Annotated in this window: 17 protein-coding genes; 12 read left to right on the forward strand and 5 right to left on the reverse strand. The window is 63.7% G+C overall.

What is annotated here, in order from left to right:
• The first annotated feature begins 23 nt into the window (after positions 1-23).
• The 8 genes from U5768_RS05910 to U5768_RS05945 all read left to right on the forward strand — a co-directional run bounded on the left by U5768_RS05910 (position 24) and on the right by U5768_RS05945 (position 7,496).
• Positions 24-383 carry an STAS domain-containing protein gene (locus U5768_RS05910; protein WP_322029434.1) on the forward strand — a complete coding sequence of 120 codons (360 nt, stop codon included), beginning with the start codon at positions 24-26 and terminating at the stop codon, positions 381-383.
• Between the two features lie 42 nt (positions 384-425).
• The gene (locus U5768_RS05915; RefSeq protein ID WP_322029435.1) at positions 426-851 is read left to right on the forward strand and encodes an anti-sigma regulatory factor; all 426 of its coding nucleotides are present in this window, start codon (positions 426-428) and stop codon (positions 849-851) included.
• On the forward strand, positions 836-1,978 hold the full coding sequence (locus U5768_RS05920; protein WP_322029436.1) for an ATP-binding protein: 1,143 nt from the start codon (positions 836-838) through the stop codon (positions 1,976-1,978). Before U5768_RS05915 ends, U5768_RS05920 begins: the two co-directional genes overlap by 16 nt.
• Positions 1,971-3,386: an ATP-binding protein gene (locus tag U5768_RS05925; protein ID WP_322029437.1), complete on the forward strand. Its 1,416-nt coding sequence runs from the start codon at positions 1,971-1,973 to the stop codon at positions 3,384-3,386. The genes U5768_RS05920 and U5768_RS05925 overlap by 8 nt, the downstream gene beginning before the upstream one ends.
• The gene (locus U5768_RS05930) at positions 3,383-4,906 is read left to right on the forward strand and encodes a response regulator (RefSeq protein ID WP_322029438.1); all 1,524 of its coding nucleotides are present in this window, start codon (positions 3,383-3,385) and stop codon (positions 4,904-4,906) included. The genes U5768_RS05925 and U5768_RS05930 overlap by 4 nt, the downstream gene beginning before the upstream one ends.
• Positions 4,907-5,080: 174 nt before the next feature.
• A complete protein-coding gene (locus tag U5768_RS05935; protein WP_322029439.1) occupies positions 5,081-5,458 on the forward strand; it encodes a DUF2306 domain-containing protein in 378 nt (125 codons plus the stop codon).
• Positions 5,455-6,603, forward strand: a complete 1,149-nt coding sequence (locus U5768_RS05940) for a sensor histidine kinase (protein WP_322029440.1) — start codon at positions 5,455-5,457, stop codon at positions 6,601-6,603. Before U5768_RS05935 ends, U5768_RS05940 begins: the two co-directional genes overlap by 4 nt.
• Entirely contained in the window at positions 6,600-7,496 is an 897-nt protein-coding gene (locus tag U5768_RS05945) for a LytTR family DNA-binding domain-containing protein (RefSeq protein WP_322029441.1), read from the forward strand. The genes U5768_RS05940 and U5768_RS05945 overlap by 4 nt, the downstream gene beginning before the upstream one ends.
• A 40-nt stretch (positions 7,497-7,536) precedes the next feature.
• Here U5768_RS05945 and U5768_RS05950 read toward each other — a convergent pair whose 3' ends face one another.
• On the reverse strand, positions 7,537-8,736 hold the full coding sequence (locus tag U5768_RS05950; RefSeq protein WP_322029442.1) for a hypothetical protein: 1,200 nt from the start codon (positions 8,734-8,736) through the stop codon (positions 7,537-7,539).
• Positions 8,737-8,894: 158 nt separating this feature from the next.
• On the opposite strand from U5768_RS05950, the gene U5768_RS05955 reads away from it, so the two are divergent.
• The 4 genes from U5768_RS05955 to yedF all read left to right on the forward strand — a co-directional run bounded on the left by U5768_RS05955 (position 8,895) and on the right by yedF (position 13,284).
• On the forward strand, positions 8,895-11,096 hold the full coding sequence (locus tag U5768_RS05955; RefSeq protein ID WP_322029443.1) for a multicopper oxidase family protein: 2,202 nt from the start codon (positions 8,895-8,897) through the stop codon (positions 11,094-11,096).
• An 80-nt stretch (positions 11,097-11,176) separates the two neighbouring features.
• A complete protein-coding gene (locus tag U5768_RS05960; RefSeq protein ID WP_322029444.1) occupies positions 11,177-11,641 on the forward strand; it encodes a hypothetical protein in 465 nt (154 codons plus the stop codon).
• Positions 11,642-11,815: 174 nt separating this feature from the next.
• Positions 11,816-13,045 carry a selenium metabolism membrane protein YedE/FdhT gene (gene yedE, locus U5768_RS05965; protein WP_322029445.1) on the forward strand — a complete coding sequence of 410 codons (1,230 nt, stop codon included), beginning with the start codon at positions 11,816-11,818 and terminating at the stop codon, positions 13,043-13,045.
• Positions 13,045-13,284, forward strand: coding sequence for a sulfurtransferase-like selenium metabolism protein YedF (yedF, locus tag U5768_RS05970; protein WP_322029446.1), 240 nt, complete (start codon positions 13,045-13,047; stop codon positions 13,282-13,284). The genes yedE and yedF overlap by 1 nt, the downstream gene beginning before the upstream one ends.
• A gap of 63 nt (positions 13,285-13,347) precedes the next feature.
• On the opposite strand, the gene U5768_RS05975 is transcribed toward yedF, so the two are convergent.
• The 4 genes from U5768_RS05975 to siaC all read right to left on the reverse strand — a co-directional run bounded on the left by U5768_RS05975 (position 13,348) and on the right by siaC (position 16,682).
• Complete coding sequence (locus U5768_RS05975; RefSeq protein WP_322029447.1) at positions 13,348-14,358, reverse strand: LysR family transcriptional regulator; 1,011 nt, start codon at positions 14,356-14,358, stop codon at positions 13,348-13,350.
• Positions 14,359-14,444: 86 nt separating this feature from the next.
• Complete coding sequence (locus U5768_RS05980) at positions 14,445-15,362, reverse strand: LysR family transcriptional regulator (protein WP_322029448.1); 918 nt, start codon at positions 15,360-15,362, stop codon at positions 14,445-14,447.
• A 142-nt stretch (positions 15,363-15,504) separates the two neighbouring features.
• Positions 15,505-16,296 (reverse strand): biofilm regulation diguanylate cyclase SiaD, encoded by a 792-nt coding sequence (gene siaD / locus U5768_RS05985; RefSeq protein ID WP_322029449.1) that lies wholly within the window; start codon positions 16,294-16,296, stop codon positions 15,505-15,507.
• Positions 16,293-16,682, reverse strand: coding sequence for a biofilm regulation phosphoprotein SiaC (gene siaC / locus U5768_RS05990; RefSeq protein ID WP_322029450.1), 390 nt, complete (start codon positions 16,680-16,682; stop codon positions 16,293-16,295). The genes siaD and siaC overlap by 4 nt, the downstream gene beginning before the upstream one ends.
• Positions 16,683-16,693: the final 11 nt, after the last annotated feature.

Here is a 16,693-nt window from a genome sequence, read left to right on the forward strand (position 1 = left end):
ACGACGCACGGGAACCGCACACGATGGAACGCATTCCAATTCTGCGCCTCGGCGACTGCCTGATCGTCACGATCCAGGTGGACATGCACGACCGCCTCGCCATCGCACTCCAGGACGACCTCACCGAGCGCATCGTGAAGGAGTCGGCCAAGGGCGTGCTGATGGACATCTCGGCGCTCGACGTGGTCGACTCGTTCATCGGCCGCATGATCAGCAACACGGCCGCCATGGCGACGGTGCTCGATGCGCAGACCGTGGTGGTCGGCATGCAGCCGTCGGTGGCGATCACGCTGGTCGAGCTGGGCCTCACGCTTTCGGGCGTGCGCACCGCGCTGAACGTCGAAAAGGGCATGGCGCTGCTCAAGCAGCGTCAGCTCCGTTAACTCCCATTACTCCGCCAGGTAGCACGTCTCTTGCATTCGATCATGAATAGCAGCGACACGACCGGACGGCTCGCGGCCCAAGTGAGCCTGCGCTCGGACGAGGAAATCGTCCGGCTGCGCCAGATCGTGCGCGATGCCGCCATCGCGCACGGGTTCTCGCTCATCGAGCAGACCAAATTCGTGACGGCGGCGAGCGAACTCGCGCGCAACACGCTGCAGTATGGCGGCGGCGGCGACGCGCGGCTCGAAGTGCTCGAAAGAGGCGTGCGCGTGGGCCTGCGGCTCTCGTTCGTCGATCAGGGTCCGGGTATTGCCGACATCGAACGCGCGCTGCAAGATGGCTTCACGAGCGGCAATGGTCTCGGCCTCGGCCTTGGCGGCTCGCGGCGCCTGTGCGACGAATTCACGATCGAATCGACTCCGGGTAACGGCACGACGGTCACGATTACGAAATGGAAAGTACGCTAGACGGTGCTGCCGCTTCAGCCGGCGGCACCCACCGGTCCTTCGAGATCGGCGACGCGAGCAGCGTCGCCTATGCGCGCCGCGGCGCAGCCGAAGCCGCGCGCGTGGCCGCGCTTGGCGAAACCGACGCGGGACGCCTTGCGATCGTGCTCACCGAAGCGGCCACCAACATACTGAAGCATGCCGGGCACGGCGAACTGCTGGTGCGTCCGCTGGAAGGCGCGGTGGAACTGATTGCGCTCGACAGCGGCCCCGGCATGGCCGACGTGAGGGCCGCGCTCACCGACGGCCACTCCACGGCAGGCACGCCCGGCACCGGGCTCGGCGCGATCCGGCGGCTCTCGAATCAGTTCGCCGTCTACTCGCAGCCGGGCGCGGGCACCGTACTGCGCGCGCTCGTGCAAAAAAGCGGCGGCAACGGCGCGCAAGCGTCATTCGGCGGACCCGAAATCGGCGCGGTGTGCGTGCCCTACCCCGGCGAGGAAGTCTGCGGCGACGGCTGGCTGGCGCAGGTCGACCCGAGCGGCCTGTCACTCTCGCTCGCGCTCGCCGACGGCCTCGGCCACGGCGCCGAAGCCCACGTGGCCGCCTCGGCCGCGCTCGACGTGCTGCGCCGCCGCGCCGGCCTCGCGCCCGCCGCGCTCATGGAGCTTTCGCACGCGGCGATGCGCCACACGCGCGGCGCGGCGCTCGCGCTCGTGCGTATCGATCTCGCGCGCGGTGCGCTGGCGTTCTGCGGCACCGGCAACATCTCGGCGGCCGCGTATGGCGCGGGCCGTCCCACGGAACGCGGGCTCGCGGCGCGCCATCCCGCGGCGCGCCACTCTCCGGAAGGCCAAACGCACCAGGCCGAACGCGAGTCCTACCAGATCGTCTCCCGCAATGGCATCGTGGGCCACACCATGCGCGGCACGCAGGAATTCGAACTGACGTGGGGCGAGAACGCGATCCTCGTCCTGCATTCGGACGGCATCGGCACCCGCTGGGATCTGGCTTCCTGGCCCGGGCTCGCCAATCAGCCCGCCGCCTTGATTGCGGCCGTCCTCTACCGAGACTTCACGCGGCGGCGCGACGACGCCACCGTCGTCGTCGTACGCGCTCGCCCCGGAGTACAGTTGAGCCATGAATAAGCCCCTGCTGCGCATCCGGCTGGAAACCGCCCAGGACGTCGTCGCCGCGCGCCGCCGCGCGCGCGAACTCGCCGCGGGGCTCGGCTTTTCGCCGCTCGACCAGACGCGCATCGCGAGCGCCGTCTCCGAAATCGCGCGCAACGCGTACGAGTATGCGGGCGGCGGCGAAGTCACCTTCGCGCTGGACTGCGAGCGGCCGCGCGAGGCGCTCGCCGTGCAGGTGAGCGACCAGGGCTCCGGCGTGCGCGACCTCGAAGCCGTGCTCGACGGCACCTGGCGCTCGCCGGGCGGCATGGGCCTCGGCATCATGGGCAGCCGGCGTCTCATGGACCGCTTCGAGATCCGCTCCTCGGCCAGCGGCACGACTGTCGCCATGGCGCGTGACCTGCCGCACGAGCGCGGCGCGGTGTGCGGCACGGAACTCGAGCGCATCGTGCGGGAACTGTCGGCGCGCAGTCCGCAAGAGGGCGCGCACGGCGATTCGCTCGAAGAACTGCAGCAGCAGAACCGCGAACTCGTCACGGCGCTCGACGAACTGCGCGAGCGCCAGGAAGAACTCTCGCGCCTCACGCAGGAGCTGGAGGCGACCAACCGCGGCGTCGTGGCGCTCTATGCGGAGCTGGACGAGCGCGCCGAGGAATTGCGTCGCGCCGACATGATGAAAACGCGCTTTCTCTCGAATATGAGTCACGAGCTGCGCACGCCGCTCAGTTCGATCCGCGCGCTCGCCAACCTGCTGCTCAACCGGCTGGATGGCGACCTGAGCGTGGAGCAGGACCGCCAGGTCAGGCTGATCCTTTCGTCTGCGGAAACCTTGGGCGAGACCGTGAACGACCTGCTCGACCTTGCGAAAATCGAAGCCGGCAAGACCGAAGTCGTGCCCGCGTGGTTCGATCCCGCCGACCTTTTCGCGGCGCTGCGCACGATGCTCGTGCCGCTGCTCGACACGCCGCACGTCACGCTCGAATTCGCCCCCACGGCAGGCCTGCCGCAGCTTTACACCGACGAACCCAAACTCACGCAGATCCTGCGCAATTTCGTTTCGAACGCGATCAAGTACACCGAGCACGGACAGATTCGCGTGGGCGCCCAGTGCCTGCCCGCCGACCGCGACGGCGACAACGCGCGCATTACCTTCTTCGTTGCCGATACGGGCATCGGAATTGCTCCCGAACACCACCAGATCATTTTCGAGGAGTTCGGCCAGGTGCAGAATCGCTTGCAGCAGCGCGTGAAGGGAACGGGGCTTGGGCTGCCGTTGTGCCAAAAACTCGCGGCGCTGCTCGGCGGCGAAGTGGGCGTGGAAAGCGAGCCCGGCGTGGGCTCGACGTTCCGCGTGAACGTGCCGGTGCGCCTTGCCACTTCCGTCGAAGGCGAGCCTGAAACCTCCGGGGACGCGGCGCCATGAACGCACCCGCCACGCTCATCCTCAACGTCGACGACAACGAAGGCGCGCGCTACGTGAAGTCGCGCGTGCTGCGCCACGCCGGCTACGCCGTGATCGAAGCGGCGACAGGCCAGGGCGCGCTCAAAGCCGTGCGCGAACAGGCGCCCGCGATCGTGCTGCTCGACGTGAAGCTGCCCGACATCAGCGGCATCGAGGTATGCCGTCTCATCAAGGCGGACCCGGAAACGAACTCCACGCTCGTGCTGCAAACCTCGGCCGCGGCGGTGCAAACGCGCGACAAGATTCTCGCGCTCGACGGCGGCGCGGATAGCTATCTCACCGAACCCGTCGAGCCCGCCGAACTGGTCGCGAACGTGCGCGCGCTCTTGCGCCTCTACGCAGCCGAAAAAGCGCTGCGCGACGCCGACCGCCGCAAGGACCGCTTTCTCGCCACGCTCGCGCACGAACTGCGCAACCCGCTCGCGCCGATCCGCAACGCCATCGAACTGCTCGACCCGCGCCACGGCGCGAACGACGGCATGCGCGCCGACGCGCGTCAGATCGCGAGCCGCCAGGTCGAGCATCTCGGCCGCCTCGTGGACGACCTGCTGGACGTCTCGCGCATCTCGCACGGCAAGATCGCGCTGCAGATGAGCACGCTCGACCTGCGCGAGATCGTCGGGATCGCCGTAGAAACGAGCCGCCCCTTCCTCGACGCGAAATTGCAGACGCTCACGGTCGAGATCGACTGCGAGCCGTGCCACGTGACCGGCGACGCAATACGTGTGGCGCAGATCATCAGCAACCTGCTTTCCAACGCGGCGAAGTACACGGCCGAACGCGGCAAGATTGCGTTGCGGCTCGAAGCGGACGTCTACGAGATCCTGATTCGCGTGCACGATAACGGCATCGGCATTGCGTCCGACGAACTGCCCTACGTATTCGACCTTTTCATGCAGTCGCGCGAAGCCGTTAAGCGCGCCGACGGCGGTCTCGGCATCGGCCTCGCGCTCGTGCGCGAACTCGCGGAACTGCATGGCGGCTCGGTGAGCGCGCATTCGGACGGCCTTGGCCACGGCTCGGAATTCGTCGTGCGCCTGCCGCTCGCGCGCGCCCCGCAGTGCGAAGCGCCGCGCGAACCGGCGCAAGGCGAGCCGGCACACGTTGCGCCGCCGCGCCGCCGCGTGCTGATCGCCGACGACAACGTCGATTCCGCTTCCTCGCTGCTCATGCTGCTGGAACTCGAAGGCCACGAGGTACGCGTGGCGCATGACGGCCCGGGCGCGCTGGCGCTCGCGCAAACCTTCCTGCCGCACGTGGCGATACTCGACATCGGGCTGCCCGGCATGGACGGTCACGCGCTGGCGAAGGCACTGCGCGCCGAGCCCGCCACGGCGCGCGTGCAGTTGATCGCGCTCACGGGCTACGGCCAGGAACGCGACCGCCAGGCCACGAGCGAGGCCGGTTTCGACCGGCATCTCGTGAAGCCTGCGCCATTCGACGAGATTCTGCGCGAAATCGAAAGCGCGCCGCCGGGCTGAGTTCCCGCGCCGCCGGGCCGAGTTCCGCCGGCCGGCCCGCTGGCCCCCGGCTCGCGCCACCCAGTCGCCGTTCGCGCCACGATCCTCACGCTTCGTCGCAAACCCGTCGCTCCCCCTCGCCCCGCTCGCCACACTGCAGACATCGCCCCGCTCCATCCGCCAAGGAGAGCCCGCATGTCTGCCATCATCACGGCGCACATCGTCGCCGCCTCGCTTTCTGTCATACTCGGAACCGCCGTCATGCTGACCCAGAAAGGCGGCGCGCGGCACAAGTGGCTCGGCCGCCTCTGGGTGCTGACGATGTTCGCCGCCGCGCTCAGTTCGTTCGACATCCGCGAACTGCATCCGGGGCATCTGTCGTGGGTGCACGGCCTTTCGCTGCTGACGTTCGCCAGCGTCGGGCGCGCCGTCTGGGCGATCCGTCACGGCAACGTCCGCGGCCATCGCGTCGCCATGCGCGGCTCGTTCTTCGGCCTCGTCGCCGCCGGTCTTGCCGCCGTTGCGACGCCGCACCGGCTGCTCAATCTCATCGTCACAAGCTGGATCGCATGATTCCTGGCACGCACGTGGAGTTTCCGAACCCCGCCGCCCGCGCGAGCGCGCCGGCGCCCAGCGTCCTGCTCACGGGGTTCGCCCGCGAAGGCGTGCTCGTCGTCATCGGCAATACGCTGATCGCGGTCGCCCTCACCGCCGCCGGCACGCACGAGCGTTTCATCGACAACTTCGTTTTCAGCCAGGCGATCGGGCTGTCGATCATGCTGCTGCTCGACGTCAGCCGCTTTTTCCTGCAGCGCCACAACGCGCTCACGGGGCCGCGGCTCGCCGTGGCGATGGTGCTCGCCATCGTGCTGGGCGCGATGCTTGGGCGCGCCATGGCAGGCGCATTGCTGGGGATCGGCTTGCGCCACGCGTTCGCGACAAAGGATCTCGCGCTCACCGGCTGGATCGCGCTCACCGCGACGCTGCTCGTGACCTGGTACGGCTGGTCGCGCGCGCGCATTGCCGAGCTGAGCGAACAGGTCGCGCGCGCGGCATGGCAAAAGGAGGCTGCGGAGCGCACCGCACTCAGTGCGCGCCTGCATGCGTTGCAGGCGCAGATCGAACCGCACTTTCTCTTCAACACGCTCGCGACGCTCGACAGCCTGATCGCATCCGATCCCCCGCGTGCGCGCGATCTGCTGGCCAGCCTCAACCGCTTCCTGCGCGCGACGCTGGAAGCCTCGCGCGCACAAAGCGAAACGCTCGCGGTGCAGTTCAAGGTGCTCGACTCCATGCTCGCCGTGCACGCCATGCGCATCGGCCCGCGCCTTGCCTACGCGCTCGATCTGCCGCCCGATTGCGCCGATCTACCAGTGCCGCCCATGCTGTTGCAGCCGCTCGTGGAGAATGCGCTCAAGCACGGCATTCAGGGCGCGGTGGAAGGCGGCAGAATCGACGTCGCCGCGCGGCGCGAGGGCGAGCACATCGAACTGACCGTGACCGATACGGGCCCGGGATTTGGCGCGACGCCGGGCACCCAGGGCGCCGGCGTCGGTCTCGTGAACGTGCGCGAGCGGCTTGCGGCGCTCTATGGCGAGCAGGCCTCGCTCACGCTGATCGAGAACGTGCCGCATGGCCTCGTGGCGCGCGTGCGGCTGCCGCTGCGAAATACCGTCGGCCTGGGCGTTGGCGTAAATGGGCAGGAGTCCATATCATGAAACGCCGCCTGCCCGGCGATACGGCGCGGCACCGCGCGCACGACGAACCAGCCGGCGCTCCGACGGCGCTGATCGCCGAGGACGAGCCGCTGATCGCCGCCGCGCTGGAGCGCGAACTCGCCGCCGCGTGGCCGCAATTGCGCATCGTGGCGACGGCCGGCAACGGGCTCGAAGCCATCGAGCGCATCGGCACGCTGGAGCCCGATATCGCGTTCCTCGATATCGCCATGCCGGGGGCGACCGGCCTCGACGTCGCGCGCGCCTGCGCGAATCTCGCCGCGCCGCCGCAGATCGTGTTCGTAACCGCCTACGACGCCTACGCGCTCGAAGCCTTCGAAGCGGCGGCCATCGACTATCTGCTCAAACCCGTGGAAACCGCGCGGCTTGCCCGCACGGTGGAACGCCTGCGCGCGCGGCTCGCGCGCGCGGCGGCGAACGACGCCCAGGCGCCGCAAATTCAGGCGGATCTGCAACGCGTACTGCGCCAACTGGAAGCGATCACGCAAGACGTTCGCGAGGCGCGCGGCGAGGCGCGGCCAGGGAATGCGGATGGCGCGCCGCGCGAAGCGCCGCTGCGTTATCTGCGCGCCTCCAGCGGCAACGACATCCGCATGGTGCCGGTGGAAGATGTTTTGTACTTCGAAGCAGCCGACAAATATGTGGTGGTCACCACGCGCGGCGGCGAACTGCTGATCCGCACGAGCCTGCGTGAATTGTGCGCGCAACTGGACCCCGCGCGCTTCTGGCAGGTTCACCGCGGCACGGTGGTCAACGTGGATCAGGTGGAAAGCGCTTCGGTCAGCGCGATGGGGAAGATGACGTTGCGGCTGCGCGGCCACGCGGGTTCCCTCGACGTGAGCCGCCAATACGCGCATCTGTTCAAGCAGATGTGACGCCTGCCGCGAAGCGTGGGTGATCGAAATTCAGGCGCAGTCACCCATCGCCAGAAACAGGACGTGCTGCAGACATGGCGTGCATCGTCGAACCCAACGCAATGATACGTTCGAAATCGCGCAGTCCAGACGCCCCCGTTTTTCTCAGGATGGTTCGAATCTGGCTGCGTACCGTTTCGAGCGATACGTGTCTTTTGCGGGCGACGTCTTCTGCCGTGACGCCGCCCGCCAGGGCGACCGCGACTTCGGCTTCGGCACGCGTCAAACCAAACAGTTCGACAAGCAACCTGGCCGGCAGTGACGACGACCTGAGCAGATTGCGCGCGAGCACCGTCGCCGCTCCGTGCATGACGCTCGTACCCATATTCGCCCGCGCGGACGACGACAGATGACGCAACGCGGGGCATACCAAAGCCGAAAGTGTCGCCGCATCCGCCGCCAGCACGCTCGAATGCGCTCGAACCTGCATGCCTCCGCCTGCGCCGCCTCGCGAAGCAGCCCCCACCAGACGGCAAAGCTGCGCATGGTCGGCGGGATGATGCGCGAAAAGCCTGGAAGAGTTCGCGCTCGAACCGCGCCGGTCGCGGACTATCGACAAGCCGGAGCGCGGGTTGCCGACCAACGCCGTGCCTTCCGCGTTGCAGTAAAGCACGCGCATTTCGTGGTCGACGACGATAACGCCGATCGGCACCGAGTCGAGCGCGGCGGCGGCAAAGCCGGAGCCCACAGGTGCGAGCCGTGCGCCCATCTGGAGCGCCCGTTGCAGATGCGGAAGCAACAGCGAGAGCGTGCGCTTGTCCGCCTCGTCAAAGGGCCGCGCCGCGGCGTCCCGATGCAGTCCAAGTGGAATAACGCCAGTCGTGCAGATCAGGCCGCCGATCATGTAGCGCCGCGAACTGATTCTTCCGAAGTCCGCGTAGAACTCACTCTTCACGTAGCTTGCGTCCGGAATGATTTCGTGACCGAGCCGAACGTCTCCGCGCCGATGCATGGTTTCCTCGACACCGACCTCGAGCGCGGCCGCACGATAGGGATCGATTTCGACATACTGGGCGTACTTCTTGTCATACGAATCGGCACGCATCAGCACGTTCCCCGGCGCGCCACCCTCGTCCTTCAGCCATAGCGTCGCACGTTGCGCGCCCATCAGATTCATCAACTGGTCACCGACGTCCTGCCAGCTCGCCCCTTCGCCGAGCGCGGCAGCATAGATCAGATCGACGACGCCAGTGAGTTCCATGCTTTGCAAGGGAGGCTCCGTTGCGCGGAGAGGGTCGGCGCGATCATCCCCACTTCTGGCGATGGCCGACCGCGGCCAGTATCCCATACTTCATCTGGTTTCGACCCAAGGTCGGACATGCACGGACAGGGGCAACGAGCGAGCACAGGAGGCACATGATGTCCCAGGATACCGCAGCCGTGCGCAAGCATGCCGCCCGCTCCCGCTTGAGTTCGATCGCTCTCGTCACGGCTTCCGTGTCGTTGATCCTGCTCGGGCGCGGCTGCAACTCCGCAAGCAGCCCAACAGGTCCCACCATTATTTCGCAGACCAAAATGGATGGAACCTGCATTCCCAAATTCGCAGTGAGCCTGCCTGTATTCGGACCGGCGGGCTCGATACCGCGCGTGGATGCGGCATCGAACCCGAACCTCACGGTCACGATGACGGAAATTAACCAGCAGGTGCTGCCGCAGGGTTCATACGCGCAATGCGGCGCTGGCGTGACCGCAGGGCCGACGCGTGTATGGGCCTATCAGACCACCGATTCCACGACGGGCGCCGTGCTCGGTGCGGCACGCTGGCCCGCGGTCACCATCGTCGCGCGGCGCGGCACCGCGACCCGGGCGCGGTTCGTCAATCAGTTGCCGAGCTTCAATCCGCAGAATCCGACGGGTCCCGGACTCGTTCAAGGAGAGTTGCCCTTCGATCAGACAGTGCACTGGGCCGATCCGTTGAAAAGCGGTTGCGGCATGCCGAACATGAGCACGTCCCCCGGCTGTATGCAGAACTATGTCGGGCCGGTTCCCGCCACCGTGCATTTGCACGGCGCGGAAATACCGGCTGCCGACGACGGCGATCCCGATTCGTGGTTTACGCCGGACGGACGCAAAGGCGCCGATTACCATACGGTCGCCAATACCGCTGCGGGCAGCGCGATCTATGAATATCCCAATCTGCAGGAACCGGGCACGCTATGGTTCCACGATCACGCTCTGGGTATCACCCGTTTGAACGTGTATGCCGGGCTGGCAGGCTTCTATTTTCTCAAGGATCCCAATACCGAACCGCAGGGCTATCCCGATGGCGCCCAGGAAATCGAAATGGTCGTGCAGGATCATATGTTCGATACGCATGGGCAGCTTTATTTGTCGCAGCAACAGCCTTCGCTTAACCATCCGTTCTGGAGTCCTATATTTGAGGGCGATGTCGCGGTCGTGAATGGCGCGGCTTTCCCCTACCTCAACGTGGAACCGCGGCGTTACCGCCTGCATATTTTGAACGGCAGCCTGAATCGCGGATACAAGTTTTCCTTCGGCAACGTGCCGGTGTATCTGATCGGCGCCGACGACAACTATTTCGATAAACCAGTGCCTTTCAGCCCGTCATCCGCCGGTTCTTCGCAAAGCCTGCCTGTTTCGCCAGGAGAGCGGGCCGATATCATCGTCGATTTTTCCAGCTTTGCCGGCCAGACCATCGAATTGACGAACCAGCAGCCGGGTCAGGATGTCTCGTTGCCGGATATCATGCAATTCCGGGTCGCCGCAACGAGATCGTCACAGGATACGAGTTGCGATCCCAGCAATCCGGACACGGCCACTGGACTCTGCGCCCGGAAATCCCCATTGGTCCACCTCACGGACGGCAACGGCAATGTCCTGTCCGGCGCGAAAGTCGACAAGGTCAGGCAACTGGTTCTTTACGACGATGTCGAGAGGTCGGGCGGCCCGGTTCCCACCGATATCAGGGAGCTGACCAATAACACGACATGGAATGGTCTGGAATCGCCAGGCATTGCTCATGATTTTCCGAGCGATGGCGTGAGCGAACTGCCACGCGTCGGGTCCGTCGAGATGTGGGAAATCGTGTACCTTTCCACGATGCCCGGAGCGAGCCATCCAGTTCACCTCCATCTCACGCAATTCCAGGTTCTCAATCGCCAGGCCGTCAATACGAGCCAATATCTTGCGGACTGGAACAAGGCATTCGGCGCAAAAGGCGGCAACCCAACGGCTCTGCCGGCGGGGTGCACGGCTGGCATGTATTGTCCCAACTACGGCCCTCCACTTGACTATGCAACACCCAACAAGGACGGCGCGCTTGGCGGCAATCTTCCGTTCAGCGACTATCTGCTAGGCGCGGTCATACCGCCGACTGCCGAAGAATCCGGCTGGAAGGACACTGCCGATGCGCATTCAGGTGAAGTCCTGAGAATTCTGGTGCGGTGGACGCCGTCGAGCACGCCCCTGCAACCCAACCAGTCTTACGCGGGACAAAACCTTTACGCCTTCGATCCGACGCAGGGCTATTACGTCTGGCACTGCCACGTCATCACACACGAGGACAATGAAATGATGCGGCCATATCGGGTGACGAATTGAGCATGGCTTCATGCGCACAGCACGTTTGGCACCGGCGAGAATGGCGTATTGCCGGATGCAGTGCGAAGATGAATCGGCCGATGGCTGCGTTTGCCGCCGCTACAGGCTTTTTCTTGCTACCCAGCGCGACACCTGCCTGGAGCCGCTTCGAAAATGACGTGACGGTTTATATGGTGTCTTGCGACGCGAAAAAGGTGAACGGCGTTTGCACCGGCCGCGAGAAAGCCGATACGCCTTTCACCTACAAGGTTTCGGTGGATCAACGTTCCGTGCTGTTCTGGAGGGTGGATAATCCCGGCCTGCACCACAGGCTTCCGTTCTGCGCAATTCACGACACAAAAACCTGGCTGTGCCAATTGAATGGCGAAGTCGTACCCAGGACGAAGATCGGAATGGCCGCCGGAAACTACATGGAAATCGCAACCTGCACGACCGATGCATCCATGCCGGTTTTCTATCAGGTGTCCCTATGGCACTGGTGGCTCGTATGGCTGCGGACCAGGTTTTCCCCGAGCAACATGCCACCGATGCGTGGCGCCGGCTAGCGGACCATAGCACCATCGTCTGCCGCATTGGCGCGCGTCAACTCGACCAATCCCGCGGGCGCGTCGTCTGCGAACAGTATTTCATTTCATCGGCTATCATCGCGCGGTGTATTGCGGTCCACGATACGCGGGCTGGCGAATACGTTGTGACGTTTTGAAGCAAAGGGGAAATCAATGACCTGGTCGACATATCGGCAGGACTATCTGGTGAAATTCTGGGCGCCGCTGCCCGCGATCGTCGCGGCGGGTGCGTTGTCCGCTCTGTATTTTGGCTTGACGGGCACGTTCTGGGCTGTCACGGGGGAGTTCACGCGCTGGGGCGGCGAAGTCCTGCAAATCTTCGGAATGCACCCGGAGAACTGGGGTTACTTCAAGATCGTCGGTCTCGATGGCACGCCGTGGACACGTATCGACGGCGTCATGGTGCTCGGCATGTTCGCGGGCAGTCTCGCGGCCGCGCTATGGGCGAACAATGTCAAGCTGCGTCTGCCGCGGCGCAAGCGGCGTATTGCGCAAGCCTTGATCGGCGGGGCAATTGCCGGATTCGGCGCGCGGCTCGCGATGGGATGCAATCTCGCTGCGTTCTTCACCGGCATTCCGCAGTTCTCGCTGCACGCATGGTTGTTTGCGCTTTCGACGATCGTCGGTTCTTACTTCGGCACGCGCGTGGCGCTGCTCCCGTTCCTGCGCGCCGAAATCAAGCTCGTGCGGGCGCGCGCGGCTGCCGCGACCTCCGTTGCTCACTCGGGCCGCGCCCGCTGGCAGTTCCGCCTGGGCGTCGTCGTGTTCTGCGTGGCGATTGCGCTGTCACTCAATCTCGCGTTCAGCGCCCAGAAGCTCGGGATGGCCGCGCTGTTCGGGATCGCTTTCGGTATCGTCATCGAGCGCGCACAGGTCTGTTTTACGTCCGCGTTTCGCGATATGTGGATTACCGGACGCACCGCCGTGGCGCGCGCGATCATTCTCGGCATGGCGGCCAGCGCGATCGGCATCTTCAGTTATGTGCAGCTCGGTGTCGCGCCGAAGATCATGTGGGCGGGTCCCAATGCCATTATCGGCGGCGTGCTGTTCGGCTTTGGCATCGTGGTCGCGGGAGGTTGTGAAACTGGCTGGATGTACCGGTCCATGGAGGGGCAGGTCCACTACTGGTTCGTCGGAGTGGGCAATATCACCGGCGCGGCCGTGCTGGCCGCCTGCTGGGATCGGATCGCGCAGCCGCTGGCGCTCGACTGGCCCAAGGTCAACCTGCTTCATGTCTTCGGACCGATGGGGGGGCTCGTCGTGACCTACGCAGGTCTGGTCGCCGCGTTCGCATTGCTGTTGTGGTGGGAAAAAGCATTTCAGGCGCGGCGCGCACGGCGGGCACGAGTTTCCGCCCAGCCTGAAGCGAGAGGAGCGTTCTGATGACCGAACAGACGAAGACACCCGACTACCAGCTCGACGCGAGCGGCGAGCCGTGCCCGTATCCGGCTGTAGCGATGCTGGAGGCCATGCAGGAACTAAGAAGTGGCGAGGTGCTGGAAGTACTGGCCGACTGTCCTCAGTCGATCAACAGCATTCCGGGCGATGCCGCGCTGGCCGGTTATCGCGTGCTCAAGGTCGAGCAGCAAGGGCCGACGATCAAGTACTGGATTCAACGATAGCGACTTCGGGCCGGTTGAGTCGATTCGCCGGCCAGAACCCGCGGTACTCCGAAACAAATCGGATCAGGCGGGAACATTCGGCATATCCTCTTGAAACCACGCATTCCCGTGCGAGTCGAGGCGTTCGCCCCGGGATGCATCGCCGTCGCCGCATCGCAGGAGGACGGCTTCTTCTCGCTGGATTGCCCGAGGAACAAAACTACGCAGACAATCCACCCAGGTTCTGGTCTTGGCATCAACGAAATGGCGAGAGGGGAACAGTGCGAAGATATGCATTTTTTGCAACGTGTAGTCGGGCAGCACACGTACGAGACTTCCGTCGAGCAGCCCTTGCACCGCCGAGAAGAGCGGAAGAATGCCAATGCCCATACCTCGACGCACCCCCGACGCAATCATTTCAGACACATTGGTTTGCAGTACACCATTGATCGCAACGTCGATCGTGCCGCCCGGGCCCTCGAGGCACCATATGTTTGCTTCCAGTTCTGCCACGTCGAGCGTCAGACAATCGTGCTTCTGGAGATCGGCCGGTGTGCGCGGAACGTCGCGCCTGGCGAGATAATCCCGGGAGGCGCATAAGATGCTGTATGTCGAACCGATCTTCTGCGCCACGAGGTCCGAGTCGGGAAGTGACCACGCGGCGACGATTGCCACTTCGCAATTGCCGTCGAACATTTCCGGAATTTGTTGCGAACATCTCAGTTGCACCACGACGTCCGGGTGCTGCTCACGATACAACTGAATCGCGGGTAAAACGTATCTGCGCCCGATTGAGGCATAACTGTGGATTTTCAGCGTGCCGGCCGGATGCAGGCTGGCCTGAGACGCTTCCTCGTCGGCCATATCGACGCTTGCGACAATTGCCCTGCACTGCTCGACATAGCGAACGCCCGCTGCGGTCGGAGACAGACGACGAGTGGAGCGATTCAGCAAACGCGTGCGCAACCGCTTCTCCAGTTCGGAGACCGCCCGGGAGACTGCTGTCGTGTTCAGGTCGTACGTACGCGCCGCGGCTGTAAAACTCCCGGAATCGACTACCCGAATCAACAACCGCATCTGTTCAATCTTGTCCATCTTGCTCGAAATTCTCTCGACATTTGCGAAAACCGCACCGGCCTGCCCTTCCGCTCAATCGCACGCAGGCGCACCCATGCAAAACGCTACGTTCCGGTCAACGCGTCCGCCTCGTCGATTCGGGTCTTCAGCAAGTCGATGAACGCCCGCACGTGCGGCGGCAGGCATCGCCCGGAAAGCGTTTGAATTTGCAGATTTCGGGACTGAAATTCCGTATTTCTTATTACCTTCGCCACCAGGCCATCATTCCCTGGTCTCGACAGGAAAGACATACGCCCGGCGAATGTAATCGCATCGGACGAGGCGACAAATCTCATCAATGCCTGCGTGATATTCGACTCCAGCGCAATATTCATCTGCACCGGAATGGATTCCAGACCACAACTTCGTTCGAGGAGCAGTCGCGTCGTGCTTTGGCCGTCAGCCAACGCCAGCGGATACGCCAACAAGGCCTCAAGCTCTATGCTGGGCCGCTCGGCCAATGGATGCGTCTTGGCCATCACGGCATAAACGGGCGATCGCCACGAATGCCTTACAGCCACTCCCCGGGCATGCTCCACGGAAAAATTCACCGCGACATCGACCTCGCCGTCGGCAATACGCCGCGCGGCTTCGGAAGGGCGGGCGACGTACATGATGAAACGAGTTTGCGTATTATGTCGCCGGAATTCAGCCATCGCTTCCGGCAAAAGAATTTGCGCGAGACTTTCAGAGGCTGCAATGCGAATCTCATTGAGAGACGGACCACGCAGCGCGGCGATCTGATTCAACACCGCATCGGACTCCAGCACCGTACGGCGTGCGTGCGCCAGCAGGATCTGGCCGGCTGCGGTGAGTCGCATACCGTGCGATGCGCGCTCGAATAGCCGCGTCCCGACCTCGGCTTCCAATGCCGAGATTTTCCGGCTGATGGCCGAGATGGTGACGTGAATCTCTCCAGATGCACCGCTCAGGCTGCCGGTTTGCGCAACCGCCAAAAAATACCTAAGTGCTGTTCCGTGCATGACGATGTCGCTGAGTTCGCCCGTGGGAATATGGCCAAAAAGGCAAACCCCCTGGCATATTGGCTAATGGTACGGACAGGTTTTTATTTAAAAAGATTTCCTGACTCTTATAACGGTCGTTACGCAGCCCCTTGAGGCGTTTTTAGCCACCCCTCGCGAACACGCATCTGTTTCGGCCGCCGCTCTTGGCGTCGAGCAGGGCGGCATCGGCCCGGCCAATGGTCTGCATGTAGTGTTCGCCAATCAGGTGTTCGGTCACGCCAAAACTTGCCGTGACCGAAAGCACTTCCGCGCCAATTCCCATGCTGACTGCACATACAGCTTCGTGAACACGTTCGACCACTATCCGGGCGTCATCCAGACTGGTTTCCGGCAGCAGGAGAAGAAACTCCTCTCCCCCCCAACGTCCGCACAGGTCACACTCGCGAATCGCTCCCTTCATCGCCCGACTGATTTCCACCAGTACGCGATCGCCGATATTGTGACCCCACGTGTCATTGACCTGCTTGAAATTATCCGCGTCGAGTATGACCAACGCGTACGACTTCCCGTTACGTCGAGCCCGGTCGCTTTCTTCCTGCAAACGCTCGGTGATCAGCCGGCGGTTGCCGATACCGGTCAGCGGATCATGCATGGACGCTATCCTGAGTGCATCGTTGAGATCGGCCATCATGACCTGGTAGCGGTCTGAAATGCGCAGGATCTTTCGCAAACGCCGCAACTGCTGGTCGTAGCGCTCCGAGAGCGTTGAATGCTGCTCACGCGTCATCGACTGGAAACCATCCGATATGCGTGTGATCCGCTCCAGGTGATTGAGTTGATCCGTCGAATGCTGATAAACGAGAAGAAGCGCTTCGCGAAGCGGATGATCCCGATATTGCGGATCGGCCAGCAACCGTTCGACGAGGGCGCCCAGTTCGCGCTCGCCGCTCATATTGCCTGCCTGTCGCACATCTGGATCTCGAAGGGGAACGTACAGTCCTCGCGGAACTCCCCAGCCAGCTCGGCAACGCGCTCGTTACCGTGATCGTAATACCAGTTGACGCGAACGGCGCGGCCCGAACCGTGCGCTTTCTCGAGTAAATCGAAGATGTCCATCATTGCCTTGATGGAACTGGTATTGAGATACAACAATCTCAGTTCGATATAAAGCGGGCGCTCTTCCTGAGCGAGATAGCTTTTCACCCAGACGATCAACGGGTCGAACAATTCGTAGGAGTTTTCCGGATACGAGTCCCCTCGCATGGCGAGAACGCCGGTCTTCCAGTTGCCGTCGATAGATGGGGTTGACTGTGTGCCCCGGATAGCAAGATCATTCATAGTAATGTTCC

This window comes from Paraburkholderia sp. J76 (genome assembly GCF_905220295.1).
Taxonomy (GTDB): domain Bacteria; phylum Pseudomonadota; class Gammaproteobacteria; order Burkholderiales; family Burkholderiaceae; genus Paraburkholderia.